Annotated in this window: 15 protein-coding genes; 10 read left to right on the forward strand and 5 right to left on the reverse strand. The window is 61.7% G+C overall.

The annotated features are described in order from the left end of the window. Positions 1-232 precede the first annotated feature (232 nt). Both NP_RS08450 and NP_RS08455 read right to left on the reverse strand, forming a co-directional pair. Entirely contained in the window at positions 233-676 is a 444-nt protein-coding gene (locus NP_RS08450; protein WP_011323420.1) for a Zn-ribbon domain-containing OB-fold protein, read from the reverse strand. Further along, on the reverse strand, positions 673-1,842 hold the full coding sequence (locus NP_RS08455; RefSeq protein WP_011323421.1) for a thiolase C-terminal domain-containing protein: 1,170 nt from the start codon (positions 1,840-1,842) through the stop codon (positions 673-675). The genes NP_RS08450 and NP_RS08455 overlap by 4 nt, the downstream gene beginning before the upstream one ends. A gap of 138 nt (positions 1,843-1,980) precedes the next feature. On the opposite strand from NP_RS08455, the gene NP_RS08460 reads away from it, so the two are divergent. The 6 genes from NP_RS08460 to NP_RS08485 all read left to right on the forward strand — a co-directional run bounded on the left by NP_RS08460 (position 1,981) and on the right by NP_RS08485 (position 8,541). Further along, positions 1,981-3,594 (forward strand): long-chain-fatty-acid--CoA ligase, encoded by a 1,614-nt coding sequence (locus NP_RS08460; RefSeq protein WP_011323422.1) that lies wholly within the window; start codon positions 1,981-1,983, stop codon positions 3,592-3,594. 193 nt (positions 3,595-3,787) lie between these two features. Beyond that, complete coding sequence (locus NP_RS08465) at positions 3,788-5,131, forward strand: ABC transporter substrate-binding protein (protein ID WP_011323423.1); 1,344 nt, start codon at positions 3,788-3,790, stop codon at positions 5,129-5,131. Positions 5,132-5,137: 6 nt separating this feature from the next. Then, positions 5,138-6,052: a branched-chain amino acid ABC transporter permease gene (locus NP_RS08470; protein ID WP_011323424.1), complete on the forward strand. Its 915-nt coding sequence runs from the start codon at positions 5,138-5,140 to the stop codon at positions 6,050-6,052. Beyond that, positions 6,049-7,053: a branched-chain amino acid ABC transporter permease gene (locus tag NP_RS08475; RefSeq protein ID WP_011323425.1), complete on the forward strand. Its 1,005-nt coding sequence runs from the start codon at positions 6,049-6,051 to the stop codon at positions 7,051-7,053. Before NP_RS08470 ends, NP_RS08475 begins: the two co-directional genes overlap by 4 nt. Beyond that, a complete protein-coding gene (locus tag NP_RS08480) occupies positions 7,050-7,808 on the forward strand; it encodes an ABC transporter ATP-binding protein (RefSeq protein WP_011323426.1) in 759 nt (252 codons plus the stop codon). Before NP_RS08475 ends, NP_RS08480 begins: the two co-directional genes overlap by 4 nt. Position 7,809: 1 nt before the next feature. Then, positions 7,810-8,541 carry an ABC transporter ATP-binding protein gene (locus NP_RS08485; RefSeq protein WP_011323427.1) on the forward strand — a complete coding sequence of 244 codons (732 nt, stop codon included), beginning with the start codon at positions 7,810-7,812 and terminating at the stop codon, positions 8,539-8,541. A gap of 25 nt (positions 8,542-8,566) precedes the next feature. Here NP_RS08485 and NP_RS08490 read toward each other — a convergent pair whose 3' ends face one another. Continuing rightward, on the reverse strand, positions 8,567-9,331 hold the full coding sequence (locus NP_RS08490) for an enoyl-CoA hydratase/isomerase family protein (RefSeq protein ID WP_011323428.1): 765 nt from the start codon (positions 9,329-9,331) through the stop codon (positions 8,567-8,569). Positions 9,332-9,382: 51 nt separating this feature from the next. After that, positions 9,383-9,802 carry a universal stress protein gene (locus NP_RS08495; RefSeq protein ID WP_011323429.1) on the reverse strand — a complete coding sequence of 140 codons (420 nt, stop codon included), beginning with the start codon at positions 9,800-9,802 and terminating at the stop codon, positions 9,383-9,385. Between the two features lie 153 nt (positions 9,803-9,955). Between NP_RS08495 and NP_RS08500 the strand changes: the two genes are divergently transcribed. Together NP_RS08500 and NP_RS08505 are read left to right on the forward strand one after the other, a co-directional pair. Further along, positions 9,956-11,110 (forward strand): thiolase domain-containing protein, encoded by a 1,155-nt coding sequence (locus tag NP_RS08500; protein ID WP_011323430.1) that lies wholly within the window; start codon positions 9,956-9,958, stop codon positions 11,108-11,110. Continuing rightward, positions 11,107-11,472, forward strand: coding sequence for a Zn-ribbon domain-containing OB-fold protein (locus tag NP_RS08505; RefSeq protein WP_011323431.1), 366 nt, complete (start codon positions 11,107-11,109; stop codon positions 11,470-11,472). Before NP_RS08500 ends, NP_RS08505 begins: the two co-directional genes overlap by 4 nt. A 298-nt stretch (positions 11,473-11,770) precedes the next feature. Here NP_RS08505 and NP_RS08510 read toward each other — a convergent pair whose 3' ends face one another. Beyond that, positions 11,771-12,199, reverse strand: coding sequence for a DUF5820 family protein (locus NP_RS08510; RefSeq protein ID WP_011323432.1), 429 nt, complete (start codon positions 12,197-12,199; stop codon positions 11,771-11,773). 258 nt (positions 12,200-12,457) lie between these two features. On the opposite strand from NP_RS08510, the gene NP_RS08515 reads away from it, so the two are divergent. Together NP_RS08515 and NP_RS08520 are read left to right on the forward strand one after the other, a co-directional pair. After that, the gene (locus NP_RS08515) at positions 12,458-14,527 is read left to right on the forward strand and encodes a PrkA family serine protein kinase (RefSeq protein ID WP_049939845.1); all 2,070 of its coding nucleotides are present in this window, start codon (positions 12,458-12,460) and stop codon (positions 14,525-14,527) included. Next, on the forward strand, positions 14,524-16,800 hold the full coding sequence (locus tag NP_RS08520; RefSeq protein WP_011323434.1) for a PrkA family serine protein kinase: 2,277 nt from the start codon (positions 14,524-14,526) through the stop codon (positions 16,798-16,800). The genes NP_RS08515 and NP_RS08520 overlap by 4 nt, the downstream gene beginning before the upstream one ends. The last annotated feature ends 77 nt before the right edge of the window (positions 16,801-16,877 follow it).

Consider the following 16,877-nt stretch of genomic DNA (forward strand, 5'->3'; position numbering starts at 1 on the left):
GTGTCGGTTTAGCTGCGTCGGCGTCTTGTGTGAGAGTTGATTGCATATCTCTCGGTAGCTTTCTATAACACGCTTAGGGTTTGTTATACCACGCTCCGCTCAGTGGGGTGTCAAAGCCGTGCAGGTCGCTACACATCCACTGTCCGACCTTTTGTATACAATTATGTATACAAAACCGAAGGCGAAGGCCGGCTGTATCCGCTCTCGATAGAATACGGTGTGCGCTCAGGCGTCAGCCGTCGAGGTCGAAAACGTGCATCGGCCATTCGCGCTCGTACTCCAGCGCAAGCGCCCGCTCGTCGTCCGTCGGCTCTCTGACCCGGAGCCGTACCTCGTCGCCGATTTCGACCGCCTCGTATGGGGCATCGACACGGCCCAAAAGCCGGCCGCCACCGTCAAGTTCGACGACTGCAATCGTATACGGCGCGTCGTCGTCCAGCTGTGGCGGCGGCGAGTGAACCGCAGTGTAGGTGTAGACAGTACCGGTTTTCGGCTGCGGTTCCGCGCTGACGTTGGTGCCGCCGCAGTTGTAGCAGGTCGGCCGTGGCGGGAAAAGCACGGCTCCGCAGTCGGTACAGACGCCGCCGAAGAGTTCGCCGTCGTCGAGCGCCGCAAAGAATCCCGGCAGCGTCAGCGGGCTCTCAGCGTCTAGCGGCCGGTCCGCTCTATCGCTCATCGGCCACCTCCCGCGGTGAGGACGTGTGCAACCGTCACGGCATCAGCGACGCCCCCCTCGTTCAGCAGCAGCGCCGTCTCCGGCGCTGGTGGTCCACGGTTCGGCGCTTGTCCCGTGAGCTGTTCGTAGGCCTCGATAGCCTGCAAGAGTCCCGTCGCACCGATTGGGTGGCCGCGGGCCTTGAGACCGCCGCTGGTGCTGAGACTGACATCTGTCCAGCCGTCAGCCCGCTCCGATGGGGGGCGGTAGCTCTGATAGCCGGTGCCCTTCGGTGCAAAGCCGACCGCCTCCGCAAGCAGCGCCTCGCTGACGGTAAAGGCGTCGTGTACTTCGGCGATATCAACATCGTCTGGGGTGAGGCCCGCCTCCTCGTATGCGGTCTCGGCAGCGATTCGCGCCCCGGCGATGTCGGTCATATCCCGCTCTGCGACCGCGATGTTGTTCGCCGCCGCGCCGGTTCCGCCGATGGCGACGGACGGTGCGTCGAGTTCCGCGGCCCGCTCTTCGGTCGTAACGAGGACGACGGCCGCCCCGTCGCCGACCGGCGCGCAGTCGTAGAGCTTCAGCGGCGGCGCGACCGGTGGCGATTCGATGGCTGCCTCAAGCTCTATCGGCTCCGAAAACTGTGCACGAGGGTTCGCTGCGGCGTTCCGATGGTTCTTGACAGCGATGCGAGCGAGGTCTTCCTCAGTCGCGTCGGTCTCGTGGAGATACCGCTGTGCGAGCAGCGCATACTGGCTTGGGGCAGTCACCCCCGAACGTTGCTCGATGGCGCGGTCGAACGCTGCCGAGAGAGCGTCGGTCGCACCGCCTGTCCCACCGGCAGTCATTTTTTCGACGCCACAGGCCAATACGCCCTCGTGTTCGCCGTTCCGGACATCCTTGACCGCATGGCGCAGCGCGAGCGCGCCGGCGGCCGCACATCCCTCCACACGTTCGGCGGGGACGTTCCGGAGTCCGGCCCACTCAGCAAGCAGGGTTCCCTGCATTATTTGATGTTCGTACGTCTCTGATTGGTTGCCGACGTAGACAGCGTCGGCGAGCGACGCCGGGTCGGGCAACCCATCGAAGGCCTCTGCTATGGCCAGCGAAAAGAGGTCGCGACCGGGCAGGTCTGTCTGGCCGACGGGTGATGACCCGACAGCCGCGAGTACTGGTTGGGGCATAACGGTCCAGGGTATCGCTCGCTGTGTGATAGTTCTTTTGTCACATGGAAGGTGGGTACTTGTACCCACCTGCATAAACCGGAGAGAATTACATATAGACATACTTTATTATTGTAGGTACTGGACAGCACAACCTGTATGCGCCGACCACTACTAGTCACGCAGTTCCTGGAACGCGCACGCCGTAATTACGGCGACCAGGAAGCGGTAGTTGCAACGACCGGTGAACGCTTTACCTACAATGAACTCGCTGACCGGGCCGACCGCGTCTCGAAAGCGCTGCAGGAGCGAGGCATCGAGAAGGGCGACGCCGTCGCCGTCCTTGACCCGAACACCCACTATCACCTCGAAGCCGCCTATGGGTCGATGCAGCTGGGTGCGATTCACGCCCCTCTGAACTATCGGCTGCTCCCGGACGACCTTGAGTATATTCTCAACGACTGTGACGCAAAGGCTGTCATCGCGGACTACGAACTAGCCGAGAAGATTGAGGCGGTCCGTGACGACATCCCGACCGATATATTCATCACGAACGACGCCACCGAGACGGACGGCGAGTGGGAGGACTTCGACGAGGTCATCGACGGTGTCGGCCCCGACTACGACGAGCCGGAGATGGACGAAGACGACGTCATTACCATCAACTACACCTCCGGGACGACCGGCGACCCGAAGGGTGTCATGCGGACCCACCGCAGCGAGACGCTCCACGCCTATCTAACGTCGATTCATCAAGAAATCAGCGACGATGATGTCTACCTGTGGACGCTCCCGATGTTCCACGTCAACGGCTGGGGGCACATCTACTCCATTACCGGCATGGGTGCAAAGCACGTCTGCACGCGCGGCGTCGACGCCGAGACGATCTTTGAAGCGATTCAATCGGAAGACGTCTCGTATCTCTGTGCGGCACCGACCGTTCTCAACATGCTGCTCGACTACTACGACAGCCACGATGTCGAGACGACGGGCGACAGCGACGTCCGCGTCGCGACGGCGGGCAGCGCCCCGCCGGAGGCGACCATCCGTACCGTCGAAGACGAGTTCGGCTGGTACCTCAAGCACGTGTACGGAGCGACCGAGACAGGGCCGCTCATCACGACCTCCGATTCGCGGCGGTTCTTCGACGACGACAGCGAGGACCGATTCGCAGTCAAGAAAACCCAGGGACTCGGCTTCCTCGGCACCGATGTCCGTGTTGTCGACGAAGATGGCAACGATGTTCCCCGCGACGGCCAGACCATTGGCGAAATCGTCGTCCGCGGCAATCAGGTGATGGACCGGTATCTCGGCAAGCCCGAGGCCACGGAAGAAGCGTTCAACGACCGTGTCGAGGGCTACTACCACATGGGAGACCTCGCAACGGTTGACGAAAACGGCATGATGCGGATTCAGGACCGCAAGAAGGATATCATCATCTCCGGCGGAGAGAACATCTCCTCCATCGAACTGGAGGACACGCTCTTCGAACACCCCGAGGTATCCGATGTCGCCGTCATCCCGGCCCCGAGCGACGAATGGGGCGAGACGCCGAAGGCGTTCGTCGTCCCGGAAAGTGGCGACCCCGACGACCCCGCTGTTACAGAGGACGAACTCACCGCGTTCACCCGTGAGAACCTTGCCAGCTACAAGATGGTCCGGCGCGTCGAGTTCGTCGAGGAACTGCCGACGACTGCGACCGGGAAGGTCCAAAAATACGAGCTTCGCGAGCAGGAGTGGGAAGACGAGGACGCGATGGTCGGTCAGGGATAATAACACGGCAAAGATTTAATTACGGGGACGCTGTCTACGACCACTACGGGACGGCACCACATACTGCCGTGGGCCACGCCGTCCCTGTTAGCCGCTCTCGATAGTCACATCTGGCCGCATGTTTTAAGTAGTCCTCCGTCTATAACCGGTATACTTATTATACTCTCTTACAACGTGTCGAACGGAATCTATCATGACAGACAACCGCATCCGCTCGTCCCGCCGTCGCCTGCTGAAGGGCGCTGCGGCGGCAGGCGGTATCGGAGCGTTCGCTGGCTGTGCCCTGCTCGAAGAAGCCGGCGAAGAGGAACAACTGGACGGAATTCCGGATGAGCCGTTCCGAATCGTTCACTTTACTTTCGAATCCGGCCCGCCGGCTTTCTACGGCGACGAGATGATAAACGCCGTCGACATGATGGTCGACCGGATTAACGACCGTGGCGGGCTGCTGGGCGAACGCGAAATCGAAATCGTCGACCGCATCGACGAGGACGCCGGCGTTGAGTCGATGCGCGGTAGCGTTCGCCAGATCGCCCAGAACGACGAAGCCGACATGCTCATGGGCCTCATTTCGAGCGCCAACGCGCTTTCTGTGGTGCCGGCGGCGGAGGAAAACCAGATACCGTTCCTCGTTACTGTCCCCGGAACGTACCAGCTATTCGAGGAGAACCCTGACCTAGAGTATGCGGTCCGCACTGCCGGAACGAACGCGGCAGGTGCCATCGGTGGTGCCCGTATCGTCGAGCAGATGGACGATGTCGAGACGGTCGTCACCGTCGACCAGGACTACGCGTGGGGCCACGACCACCGCGACATGTTCGTCGAAGCGCTGGAGCGTATTCGGCCCGACATTGAGGTGCTGGAGACACGGACGCCGGAACCGTTCATCTCCGACTACAGCGCCCACATCAGCGCCGTACAGGACCTTGAGCCGGATGTCGTGTTCTCGAGCCTGTGGGGCGGCGACATCTCGACGTTTACCAGTCAGGCTGTCGACGACGGGCTCTTCGATGACATCGGAACCGGCGTCTTCGTCGGCGACACGGGCGCGCCGCTTCTCCGAGCGCTCGGTGACGACATGCCGGAAAACGTCATCATGGGCGGCCGTGGCGGCTACCAGCCCAACTACCGCTACGAGACTGCTGAAGACCATCAGGAGTTCGTCGACGACTACTTCGACCGCTACGGCGACATGCCCGGCTGGGGTGCCTACCACGACTGGGTCGCCTTCCAAGCACTGGAAGCGGGTGTCGAGCAGGCGGTTCAGCTGACCGGCAACTGGCCGACGGGCAGCCAGCTGATGTCGTCGATTCGAGGGCTGTCCTTCGAGACGACCCACGGCAGCCACGTGATGGCACAGGCCGGCGGCCGGCAGGCGTCCGCCCCCGGTGTCTTCGGTCAGCCCACGCCTGACCACGACTTCCCGGTCGACCACCACCTCCTCACCGACTACGAGTTCATCCCCGCACACGAGTGCAACCCGCCAGAAGGGATGGACACCTTCGAGTGGGTCGAACAGATCGAACCAGTCGAATAAACCGAGGTGATTACTATTCTCTCAAGTATACTTGGACCAACGTTCAACGGCCTATATTTCGCCGCGCTACTGTTCTTTGCGTCGGTCGGGCTGACGCTCGTCTTCGGCGTGTTGAACCTCCTGAACATGGCGCATGCGGCGTTCTTCGGGCTCGGCGTCTACATCGGGGTCTGGACGCTGAACAACATGCACGATATCTCGACGTCGCTTGCGGTCTTGCTCGTGCTTATTGTCATCGCCATCCCGGTCGTCGTTTCGGTGCTGGCAGGGGCGCTAGACAAGACGCTCTTTGCACCACTGTACGACATCGAGCCCGTCTATCAGCTGCTCGCCACCTTCGGCGTGTTGCTGATGATAGAGGACCTCATCAAGTTCATCTGGGGAACGACGCCCATTGCCGTCGATTCCGCCGTCAATCCGAGTAGACAGCTCGGTTCATTCGAGGTCCTCGGCTCGTCGCTGTCGATGTACCGCACGTTCATTGTCCTGATGTTCATCGTGACCGCTGTCGGGCTGTTTCTGATGTTCGAGCGGACGAAGCTCGGAAAGATTTCGCTGGCGATGGCTGAAGACTACGAGATGGTTCAGATGCTCGGCATCAACGTCAACCGCGTCCGAGTGCTCATCTTCTCCATCTCGGTCGGTCTGGCCGCACTCGGCGGCGCACTCTTCGTGCCGCTTGCGCCGGCGACGCCCGCGATTACCCTTGAGTACGTGCTGCTCTCGTTCGCTGTCATCGTCATCGGCGGCCTCGGCAGCCTCAAAGGGGCAATCGTGGCATCGCTGATTATCGGGCTGGTTCGCAGCTTCGGTATCACGTACGTCCCGCAGATAGAGCTGGCTATCGTCTTCCTGCTGATGGCCGCGGTCATCATCGTGAAGCCCGAAGGTCTCTTCGGCCACGAGGAGGTGGGTGAATGAGCCGCCTCGGTCGTATCCGCAATGCGCTCGGCGACAAGCGAGTGCTCGGCGGCATCGGCCTGTTCGTCCTGCTTGCGCTCATTCCAGCCACTGGGCGGGGCTTCGAATCGTTCCTCGTCATCTGGATGATGTGCTTTGCCATCGCCGCGCTCGGCTTCAACGTCCTGTTGGGCTATACGGGGCTGCTCTCGTTCGGACACGCGGCCTTCTTCGGCAGCGCAGCCTACGCGATGGCCATCGGCATGGACCGACTGGGGATTGAGTCGCTCATCGTGTTGCTGGTGTTTGCCGTCGCTGTTGCCGGACTACTCGGTCTCGCGATGGCCCTTCTTACACTTCGGAGCAACGAGATTTACTTCGCGCTGTTGACCCTGGCGCTTGCCCAGCTCGTCTACGTCGTCGGGGTCCGAGATATCTACGGCCTCTCGGGCGGAACCGACGGCATGTCCGTCGGAACCCCCGACTTCCTCGGACTCGGGCTGAACGAGCTCGCGTTCAACACCTACATGCTCGGCTTCTACTACTACATCGTCCTGCTGTTCCTGGCCGGGACGATTCTGCTCATGTGGGCGATGCTCCGCTCGCCGTTCGGGCTGACGCTGAAGATGATTCGAGAAAACCCCGAGCGGGCGATGATGAGCGGCGTTCCGGTCGAGCGATACCGGACGTATTCGATGACGCTCTCGGCGATGATAACCGGCCTCGGCGGCGCGCTGTACGCCGTCCAGCTCGGACGCATCACGCCCGACCAGCTCTACTGGGTCCAGTCCGGTGAAATCGTCTTCATGGCCCTGCTCGGCGGCATGGGGACGTTCTTCGGCCCCATCGTCGGCGCGGCCGCCTTCATCGGGCTACAGGAGCTGACGCTCCGGTTCACCGAGTACTGGCACTTCGTGATGGGTCTCATCCTGCTCATCGTTGTGGTGACACTCCGCGAGGACGGTATCTGGGGCGGTATCAAGCAAGCCAGCGAGCGGTTCCGCGGAGGTGACGACTCATGAGTTCGACACCAATACTCGAGACGGTCGATGTCCGCAAGGAGTTCGGCAATCTGGTCGCAGTCGACGGTATCAGTTTGGAGTTCTACACCGACGAGACGGTCGGCATTATCGGCCCGAACGGGGCCGGCAAGACGACCTTTATCAATCTGATATCCGGCGTTTTGCCGCTGACGGACGGCCAGATACTCTTCGCCGGCGACGATATCAGCGACCTAAAGCGCTACAAGCGCGTCCGTCGTGGGCTGGTTCGGTCGTTCCAGATCCCGCAGATTTACGACGAGTTGACGCTCCGTGAGAACATCCAATCGAGCATTCTCTCACGGAAGCAGGAGAACAACCGTCTGTTCACGCCGACCGACCGCGAGGAGGAGTCGCTGCAAGAGGCAAACGAGCTCATCGAGACGTTCAACCTCGAAGCCCACGCCGACGAGCACACGGAGCACCTCCCACACGGTGTCCGGAAAGTCCTCGACGTGGCGATGTCGTTTGCGCTTGAGCCACAGATTATGTTCCTCGATGAGCCGACAAGCGGTGTCGGGTCAAAGGAGAAAAACGACGTGATGGAGACCATAACACAGGCAGCCGACGAACAGAACATCGGACTGGTGTTCATCGAACACGACATGGAACTCATCCGCGAGTACTCCAGCCGGACCGTTGCGCTCCATGAGGGACGCGTGCTGCTTGACGACGAGCCTGACGCGGTGTTCAACTCCGAGGAAGTAAACGAATTCATCCTGGAGGGAGGTGTCTGAGATGAGCGACGCACTGCTTGAGCTGTCCGATGTCAGTGTGACTATCGACAGTGCGCCGGTGCTTTCGGGCGTCTCGCTCCGTGTCGACCCCGGCGAAACCGTCGCGCTCGTCGGTCGTAACGGAGCCGGCAAGACGACGACCTTCCGAACTGTGATGGGCCAGACGGACATGACAGACGGCAGCATCCGCATGTCAGGAACGGAAATCGCCGACATGAAATCCCGCGAGCGGTCCCGGATGGGTATCGGATTCGCGCCGGAGGACCGCCGGCTCTTTACGTCGCTAACCGTCGAGGATAACCTCCGGATGGCGACGTGGGGCGGCGACAGCATCCCGGAATCGGAGTTCGAAGAGCGGCTCGACCGAATCCTCGATATCTTCCCGGAGATGGAGGAGTTCCTCGACCGGCCGGCCGGCCAACTCAGCGGCGGCCAACAGAAGATGGTAACCGTCGGCCGCGCACTCTCGTCTGACCCCGAGTTGGTGCTTGTCGACGAGCCTTTCGAGGGGCTTGCCCCGTCGGTCCGCGAGCAGTTCCGCAACGGCCTCGAACGAATCAAGGACCTCGATGTCTCCATTGTCGTCGCAGAGTCGAACGTCAGACACGCCGGCGAAGTCGCCGACCGTGCCTACGTCATCGAACGTGGTGAGATAATCACCGACACCGACATCACCGAAGAAGACCCGCTCGAAGAAAACGAAGAGGTCCGCCGTATCTTCGAAGGCGGCTGACCGAACACCGACGCGTCGTTTTTTGTTACTCGAACTCCGGCGTGCGGTCCTCGACAAACGCTTTCATGCCTTCTCGCTGGTCGTGGGTGCCGAACAGCCCAGCGAAGGCTCGCTTCTCGTAGTCGAGGCCGCCGGTACCGTGGCGCTGTTCGATGGCCTGCTTTGCCGCTTTGAGCGCAACGGCGGGTTTGGAGGCCAACTCCGCGGCGAACTCCTCGATGCGGTTGTCGACCTCATCGTCAGAAACGACCTCGCCGAAGAGTCCCTCCGCGGCGGCCGTCTCCGCGTCGAGCCGCTCACCGAGGAATATCATCCGCTTTGCGGTCTCTTCGCCGACGAGCCGGGGGAGCCGTTGTGTGCCACCCCAGCCCGGAATGATACCGAGGTCGATTTCGGTGTTACCGATGAGCGCCGACTCGCTGGCGATGCGGAAGTCACAGGCCATCGCCATCTCGCAGCCGCCGCCGAACGCGTAGCCGTCGACAGCGGCGACAGTCGCGCCGGGGAACTGTTCGAGTGCGTCGGCCACGTCGTGGCCGAGTTCACCCCACGCCTGTGCCTCCGGCGTCGAGAGGTCCTTCATGTATTTGATGTCCGCGCCGGCGATGAAGGCATCGTCGCCAGCACCTGCAAGCACTAACACGCGTGCGTCGCCGGCCTCCGCTGCAGCTATTGCCTCTGCGAGTGCTTCCAACGTTTCAACATTGAGCGCGTTGAGCGCCTCCGGGCGGTCGACGGTGACGGTCGCGATGCTGTCGTTCCACTCCAGAGAAACGGTTTCCCATTCCATAGCAGTTGTTCGCCGGAACGGAGAATAAAACTATGGACGCGGGCAGTTCAGCTACTTGTCCGCGCCGGTGACGACGACCGGACGGTCCGAGTCGAGGATGACAGACTGGGTGACACTGCCGAAAAGCGCCTTGCCGACTGGCGACTGCTTGCGCCCGCCGAGGACGATGCTGTCGACGTCGTGTTCGTTTGCTTCTTCGATTATCCGGTCGGCCGTCTCGCCGGCATCGTCGAGCACGGTGTACGCTACGTCGTGTTCGTCGAAATGCTCCGAGACGCGCCGGACGGAGCCGACACGAGTGGCAGATTTGAACGAGCCGAATCCCTCCGGGAGTTCTTCATCGTCGTCCTGAAAAATGAACAGGATGATAGCCTCGACATCGGTGTCGCTTCCCGGCAGCGAAGAGACGTACTCCGCTTGCTTCAACGAGCGCTCTTCGTCCGTATCGACCGGCATCAGTACGCGGTACATATCTAATGGCTCGCGCGCGGGGGAGGTAAAACCACAGGCTCACATACGAAGGTCGAACGAGGCCGCAGCCATTGAGGCCGGGTCGGCTCCGGTCGTGAGTCGATTGCACGCAACACCGAAAGGTCGTTATGCGTCCCCAGTAGACGTTCAGTTATGGCTGAGATACGGGTAGCCGGAACCGGAATCACTGATTTCGGTGAACACGACCGAACCACACGCGACCTGTTCGCGGAGGCTGGACTCGCGGCGCTGGACGACGCCAGCGTCCCGGCCGAAGACGTTGAAGCGCTCTACTACGGGAATTTCATCGGCGAACTCGCCGAGCGACAGGGCCATCAGGGACCGCTCGTCGCGGAGGCCGCCGGGCTGGATTGCCCGTCGACCCGCGTCGAAAGCGCCTGTGCCTCTTCGGGGGCCGCTGTTCGTGAAGGTGTACAGGCGATTCACGCCGGTGCAGACGTGGTCGTCGTCGGCGGCGCAGAGCGGATGTCCAACATGGGAACGGAGGGTGCGACCGAGGGGCTCGCAACGGCTGCCGACGACCTCCACGAGGTCCGGGCAGGCGTTACGTTCCCCGGCGCGTACGCGCTGATGGCCTCAGCGTACTTCCACCAGCACGGCGGCGGTCCGGAGGATTTGGCCCACATCGCCGTCAAGAACCACGACAACGCTCTCGTCAACGACCACGCACACCTCCAGCAGGAGATAACGGTTGCGGACGCTCTCGATGCGCCACAGGTGGCCTCGCCGCTCGGCCTCTACGATGCCTGTCCCATTTCGGACGGCGCGTCGGCCGTGGTGCTGGTTTCAGACGATTACGCGGAGGAAAACGACCTCAGCGCGCCAGTCGCTATCACCGCAAGCAGTCAGGCGAGCGACCACCTCGCTCTTCATGACCGGGAGTCGCTGACCGAAACGCCGGCAACGGAAGTTGCGGCCGAGGCAGCATATCAAGAGGCCGGGATTGGCCCCAACGACCTCGATTGCATCGAGGTCCACGACTGTTTCACCATCGCCGAGGTGTTGGCGCTCGAAGGGCTCGGCGTCTACGAGACCGGCGAAGCCATCGGCGCGGCCCGCCGCGGCGAGACAACACGGGACGGCGAGTTGCCGGTGAACCTCTCCGGTGGGCTGAAGGCGAAGGGCCACCCGGTCGGTGCGACCGGCGCGGCACAGATAGTTGAGCTGACGCGACAGCTCGACGGCACGCATCCGCGTGCCCCGGACGACGCGAGCGTTGGACTCGCGCACAACGCTGGCGGCACCGTCGCGAGTGTCACGGTTCACGTCCTGGAGGTGGCAGAATGAACTACGACGAGTTCCTCGATGCGCTTGCGGCGGGCGACGAAAGGTACCTTGAGTCGCCCGAGGGCCACGGTTGGCTGCCGCCACGACGGGTCTGTCCGGAGTCCGGGTCGACCGACCTCTCACCGGCAGCGCTGCCAGAGGAGGGAGAAATTGTCGCGCTAACACAGGTCCACGTTCCGGCCCCCGACTTCGCCGATGACGCGCCGTACTGTACCGCTGTCGTGGACTTCGGACCGGTTCGAGTAACTGGCGTTCTGCAGGGCGTTGAGTACGAAGCTGTCGCCATCGGCGATACCGTCACTGCGGGCGTCGGTCATTCGGAGACGACCGACGAGCGTATCGTCGTTTTCGAGCCGGTCTAGTCGGGTCGCAGTTGCATATCTGAGCGCTAATTGGCAACTGTTCGAGACGTATTTTGAACTGGTACTTCTGGCAGACGCGGGACAGCAGACAGCGGCGGAAGAAGTAGCTGCTAAACAATCTCTTCTCAAATATTGTTCTATAGCTATTATTTCTGAATTTTATATAAATTAAAGGATGTTAAACAATCAAGGCGGTCGAATCCAGTCGTCCTGAATGCTATCGTAGCGTAGCTACGTCTGTAGTATAGATGTTGCTACAAAACAACCAAAATAAAAGAAAGTCTACAGTTGGAGAGCGTTATTCCGCTGTCGGGCCGCCGGTCAGTTCGTCGAGGCGCTCGAAATACGATTCCCGAGGAATCTGATAGAGGCCGCGGTAGTCGACATCGCCATCGGCGAACCGGCGAGTAAGCCGTGCGGCGGCCGCTGCAGCTTCGGCCGCGGTGTCGTAGGCCTCAGCATCGCGATTTACCTCTGGTTCGAGGTACAACGTCACCATCCACGGAGCATCGGGGGGTAGATTCCGGTTTCCCTCGGGCCGTCTGTTGGGTCGTCCACGCGTGATATACACCGTCGGAAGACAGGGCGGCGGGAACTCGTCGCCGTCGAATACGTCGGGGCGGTAGGCCAGTACCGTCCGGTCGCTGTCGGCGCTCCAGATGTCCCAGCCGTCGCCGAGCGTCGAGGGGTCGGGCGTGCTGTCGTCGGACACGGCCGAACGTTTCATCCGCGCGGATATAAATAGCGACCGTCAGCCGTCGACTGGCGACCGGTATATATCGGGGGTGATGGCGTTGTCGGTTCTCACGGAGGGCGGCGGCACAGCATGACAACTGGGAACAAGCCTTATGCTTCTGTGGCCCCCATCTATTAATATAGTATCGGTGGGTCCGCACCGCCGAGTGCCGGTGGAGACGGCGGAGCCGCCGAAACAGCGGTGATGGCCGCCCCGGGCTGGCCGGGGACGGTCGTCCACGTGATAGAAATGAACGACATGGAAACCCTCGAAGAACTCAGCAAGGAGTACAGAGACACGATTCCGTCCGACCTCCGTCGGGTCCACTCGTTTGAGTGGTATCTTGAGACCCTCTACGAGGACCCCAAAGTGGCCCGCAGCTCCCATCAGCGGTTGGCCGACATGTTCGACTACTACGGCACCGAGTACGACGAGGAAGCCGGGGTCGTTGAGTACGCCCTCGCCGCCGAAGACCCGCTGGACGAGGGGGAAAACACCTTCTACGGCCGTGGCATCCACGAGTCCATCCACGAGTTCGTCAACAAGGTCAAGTCGGGGGCCCGCGGTCTCGGACCGGAAAAGCGTATCAAGCTACTGCTCGGGCCGGTCGGCTCCGGTAAATCCGACTTCGACCGGCAGGTCCGACAGTACTTCGAGGATTACACGGCCCGCGACGAGGGCAGAATGTACACCTTCCGATGGACCGGACTTTGCGATATCCTCGGCGACCAGGACCCGTCGGACGATGTCGTTCGGTCGCCGATGAACCAAGACCCGCTCGTGCTCCTTCCGCCGAAGCAGCGGGAGCGCGTGCTTGAGGACATCAACGAAGCGCTTGACGCCCCCTACACCATCCGCAACGAGCAGGCACTGGACCCGGCCAGCGAGTTCTACATGGACGCGCTGCTGGAACATTACGACGATGACCTCCAGCAGGTGCTCGAAAACCACATCGAGGTGGTCCGACTGCTTGCCGACGAGAACAAACGACAGGCAATCGAGACCTTCGAGCCGAAAGACAAGAAAAACCAAGACGAGACGGAGCTGACCGGCGACGTCAACTACTCGAAAATCGCCGTCTACGGCGAGTCAGACCCGCGCGCCTTCGACTACTCCGGGGCGTTCTGCAACGCCAATCGGGGAATCTTCTCCGGCGAGGAGCTCCTGAAGCTCCAGCGGGAGTTCCTCTATGACTTCCTGCATGCGACGCAGGAACAGACCATCAAGCCGAAGAGCAACCCCCGCATCGACATCGACCAAGTCATCGTCGGGCGGACGAACATGCCCGAATACCGCGATAAAAAGGGCGACGAGAAGATGGAGGCGTTCAACGACCGGACAAAGCGCATCGACTTCCCGTACGTCCTCCAGTACGACGCCGAGGCCCGTATCTACCGGAAGATGCTCAAAAACGCCGACGTGCCGGAGATGCACGTCGAACCACACACCCTTGAGATGGCCGGGCTGTTCGGGGTATTGACCCGCATCGAGGAGCCGGACGGCGGCACCATCTCGATACTCCAGAAGGCCAAGGCCTACAACGGCGAAATCGATGAGGGCGAAGACATCGATGTCACAAAGCTCCGCGAGGAGGGCGACACAACGGCCGACATCGGTGAAGGGATGGACGGCGTTTCGCCGCGTTTCATCGGTGACGAAATCGCCGAGGCCATCATGGACTCGATGCACCGCGGTCGAACGTTCCTGTCGCCGCTCGCCGCGTTCAACCATCTCGAGGAGAACCTCGAAAACCACGGCTCGATTCCCGAAGAACAGTTCGAGGACTACTACCGGTACCTTGAGCTCGTCCGCGAGGAGTACAAAGAGCGGGCCATCGAGGACGTTCGACACGCGCTGGCCTACGACCTCGACGAAATCCAACGGCAGGGCGAAAAATACATGGACCACGTCATGGCCTACATCGACGACGACACCGTCGAAGACGAGCTCACGGGCCGCGAACAGGACCCCGACGAGGCGTTCCTGCGGGCTGTCGAAGAGAAGCTCGATGTTCCCGGCGACCGGAAGGACGACTTCCGACAGGAGGTCGCAAACTGGGTGAGCCGTCGGGCCCGTGAGGGAGAACCATTCGAGCCACAGGACAACGACCGACTACGACGCGCGCTGGAGCGAAAGCTCTGGGAGGACAAAAAGCACAACATCAACTTCTCGGCGCTGGTGTCCAGCGGCGACCTCGACGACGACGAGCGCAACGCATGGGTCGATGCGCTCGAAGAACAGGGCTACAGCACCGACGGAGCCAAAGAGGTCCTTGAGTTCGCCGGCGCGGAGGTCGCAAAGAGCGAACTGGAAGAATGACAGACGGCGACTACATCGGCCGCGCCGACGACGCCCTCCGGGACACCTACGAGCCGCCGATGAGCTTGACGGAGTACGTCGAGACGGTCTTCGAAAACCCGACATCGGCAGCTCACGCCTCGAAGTACCTGCTCAAGGCCATCGAGGCAGCCGGGACCCGAACGGTAATCGAGGAGGGCGAAGAAAAGCAGCGATACCGCTTTTTCGACGACCCGTACAACGACGGCGAACACGCCGTCCTTGGAAACACAGCGGTGCTGAACGCCTTCGTTGACGACCTGCGGTCGATTGCCGCCCGCCGCGGCAAGGAGGAAAAGATACTGTGGCTCGACGGTCCGACAGCCACCGGTAAATCAGAGCTCAAGCGGTGTCTCATCAACGGCCTCCGGGAGTTCTCAAAGACGGACAACGGGCGGCGCTACACCGTCGAGTGGAACGTCTCGGCGACCGACGCCACACCGGGACTCACCTATGGCGACGACAGCAGCCCGGACGAAGACGAGTGGTATCCGTCCCCCGTACAGGCACACCCCCTTTCGGTGTTCCCCGAGCGCGTCCGAGAGCAGCTGATAGCCGACCTCAACGACAGCCGTACGGACCACATTCCGATAGCGCTCGACGCCGAACTCGACCCATTCAGCCGCGAGGCCTACGACCATCTCGAAGAGCGCTACCGGCGGGAGGGGGTCGAAGACCTGTTTTCGGCGGTGACTGACGAGAAGCATCTCCGGGTGAAGAACTTCGTCGTCGATGTCGGACAGGGTATCGGTGTCCTCCACAGCGAGGACGCCGGGTCACCGAAAGAGCGGCTCGTCGGCTCCTGGATGGCCGGGATGCTCCAGCGGCTGGACTCCCGTGGCCGGAAGAACCCGCAGGCGTTCAGCTACGACGGCGTGCTCTCGCAGGGCAACGGCCTGCTGACAATCGTCGAAGACGCCGCTCAGCACGCCGACCTCCTGCAGAAGTTGCTCAACGTTCCCGACGAACGGCGGGTGAAGCTCGACAAAGCGGTCGGGATGGACATCGACACCCAGATGGTCGTCATCTCGAATCCCGACCTCGAAGCGCAACTGAACAAGCACGCCGAGATGGAGGGGACCGACCCGCTGAAGGCGTTGAAGCGGCGGCTCGACAAACACGAGTTCCAGTACCTCACGAACCTCTCGCTTGAGGCCGAGTTGCTCCGCCGAGAGCTGACAAACGAAACCGAGCGCTGGACGGCGGAAAGCTACGACGAACTCGAAAGCCGGATTCGGGAGCCAGTGACGCTTTCGGTTAGGGACGCCGAAGGGACCGTCAAGGACAGAGAACTCGCGCCGCACGCTGTCGAGGCGGCGGCACTGTACGCGGTCGCGTCCCGTCTCGACGCGGAGTCGTTGCCACCCGGCATCGACCTCGTTGACAAGGCGCTCGTCTACGACAAGGGCTACCTGCAGGACGGCGACGAACGCCGCTACCGGGAGGAGTTCGACTTCGGTGACGCCACGGAAGGCAAGACGGGGATTCCGGTGACCTACACCAGAGACATCGTCGCAGACCTGCTCCACGAGACGCCGGACCGCCACCACCCCGACCTTGACGTCGAGACCATCGTCATGCCGCGGGACGTGCTCAACACGATGGCCGAGGGGCTTGACGATGCGCCGGTCTTTTCGTCAGCCGAGCGAACCGAGTACGAGAACCGGCTCGTACCGGTCAAAAACCACATCTTCGGCCGGCAGGAGTCCGATGTCATCGACGCCATCATGCGCGAAAAGCAGGTCGATGAATCGACAGTCGAAGAGTACATCGAACACGTCTACGCGTGGGTCGAAGACGAGACCATCGAGAACGACCGCGGCGAGTCGGTGCCGCCGGACCCGCTGAAGATGAAGGTCTTCGAGACCGAACATCTCGGCCGGTTCGACGAGGACGATTACGACGGCACCGAGCCGGAAGCAGCCGTCGAGACGTTCCGTGCAGAGAAGATAATCACCGCACTAAACCGTCACGCGTGGCGGAACCGCGATGCGGAGTTCCGTGTTTCGGATGTCGACCCGCGGGACATTCCGGTCATCGAGACCGTGCTTGGACGCCACGACTGGGACGATGTCCGCCGGACCTACGGCGACTTGGACCCCGCACAGTGGGACGATCCACCGTCGGGAACCGAGACAGAGCGCGTCAAGGAGCGAGCGCTGACGAACATGCAGGAGCTGTTCGGCTACTCGCCGGCGGCCGCAGAACTGACGAGCAGACACGTTATGGGACAGGTGAGCTACCGATGGGACTGAACAATCCAGACAGTACCGGGCGTGAACCGACGGCGAGCACGGCGGAAGCGCTGTGCAGAAGCACAACGGTAGAGGAA

This window comes from Natronomonas pharaonis DSM 2160, from assembly GCF_000026045.1.
Lineage (GTDB): Archaea > Halobacteriota > Halobacteria > Halobacteriales > Haloarculaceae > Natronomonas > Natronomonas pharaonis.

What these genes read in the sequence shown, in the direction of transcription:
- NP_RS08475 (WP_011323425.1), top strand. Translation starts at nt 6,049, where the DNA reads ATGAGCCGCCTCGGTCGTATCCGCAATGCGCTCGGCGACAAGCGAGTG.
- NP_RS08490 (WP_011323428.1), bottom strand. Translation starts at nt 9,331, where the DNA reads ATGGAATGGGAAACCGTTTCTCTGGAGTGGAACGACAGCATCGCGACC.
- NP_RS08515 (WP_049939845.1), top strand. Translation starts at nt 12,458, where the DNA reads ATGAACGACATGGAAACCCTCGAAGAACTCAGCAAGGAGTACAGAGAC.
- NP_RS08455 (WP_011323421.1), bottom strand. Translation starts at nt 1,842, where the DNA reads ATGCCCCAACCAGTACTCGCGGCTGTCGGGTCATCACCCGTCGGCCAG.
- NP_RS08495 (WP_011323429.1), bottom strand. Translation starts at nt 9,802, where the DNA reads ATGTACCGCGTACTGATGCCGGTCGATACGGACGAAGAGCGCTCGTTG.
- NP_RS08500 (WP_011323430.1), top strand. Translation starts at nt 9,956, where the DNA reads ATGGCTGAGATACGGGTAGCCGGAACCGGAATCACTGATTTCGGTGAA.
- NP_RS08450 (WP_011323420.1), bottom strand. Translation starts at nt 676, where the DNA reads ATGAGCGATAGAGCGGACCGGCCGCTAGACGCTGAGAGCCCGCTGACG.
- NP_RS08485 (WP_011323427.1), top strand. Translation starts at nt 7,810, where the DNA reads ATGAGCGACGCACTGCTTGAGCTGTCCGATGTCAGTGTGACTATCGAC.
- NP_RS08505 (WP_011323431.1), top strand. Translation starts at nt 11,107, where the DNA reads ATGAACTACGACGAGTTCCTCGATGCGCTTGCGGCGGGCGACGAAAGG.
- NP_RS08480 (WP_011323426.1), top strand. Translation starts at nt 7,050, where the DNA reads ATGAGTTCGACACCAATACTCGAGACGGTCGATGTCCGCAAGGAGTTC.
- NP_RS08465 (WP_011323423.1), top strand. Translation starts at nt 3,788, where the DNA reads ATGACAGACAACCGCATCCGCTCGTCCCGCCGTCGCCTGCTGAAGGGC.
- NP_RS08460 (WP_011323422.1), top strand. Translation starts at nt 1,981, where the DNA reads ATGCGCCGACCACTACTAGTCACGCAGTTCCTGGAACGCGCACGCCGT.
- NP_RS08510 (WP_011323432.1), bottom strand. Translation starts at nt 12,199, where the DNA reads ATGAAACGTTCGGCCGTGTCCGACGACAGCACGCCCGACCCCTCGACG.
- NP_RS08520 (WP_011323434.1), top strand. Translation starts at nt 14,524, where the DNA reads ATGACAGACGGCGACTACATCGGCCGCGCCGACGACGCCCTCCGGGAC.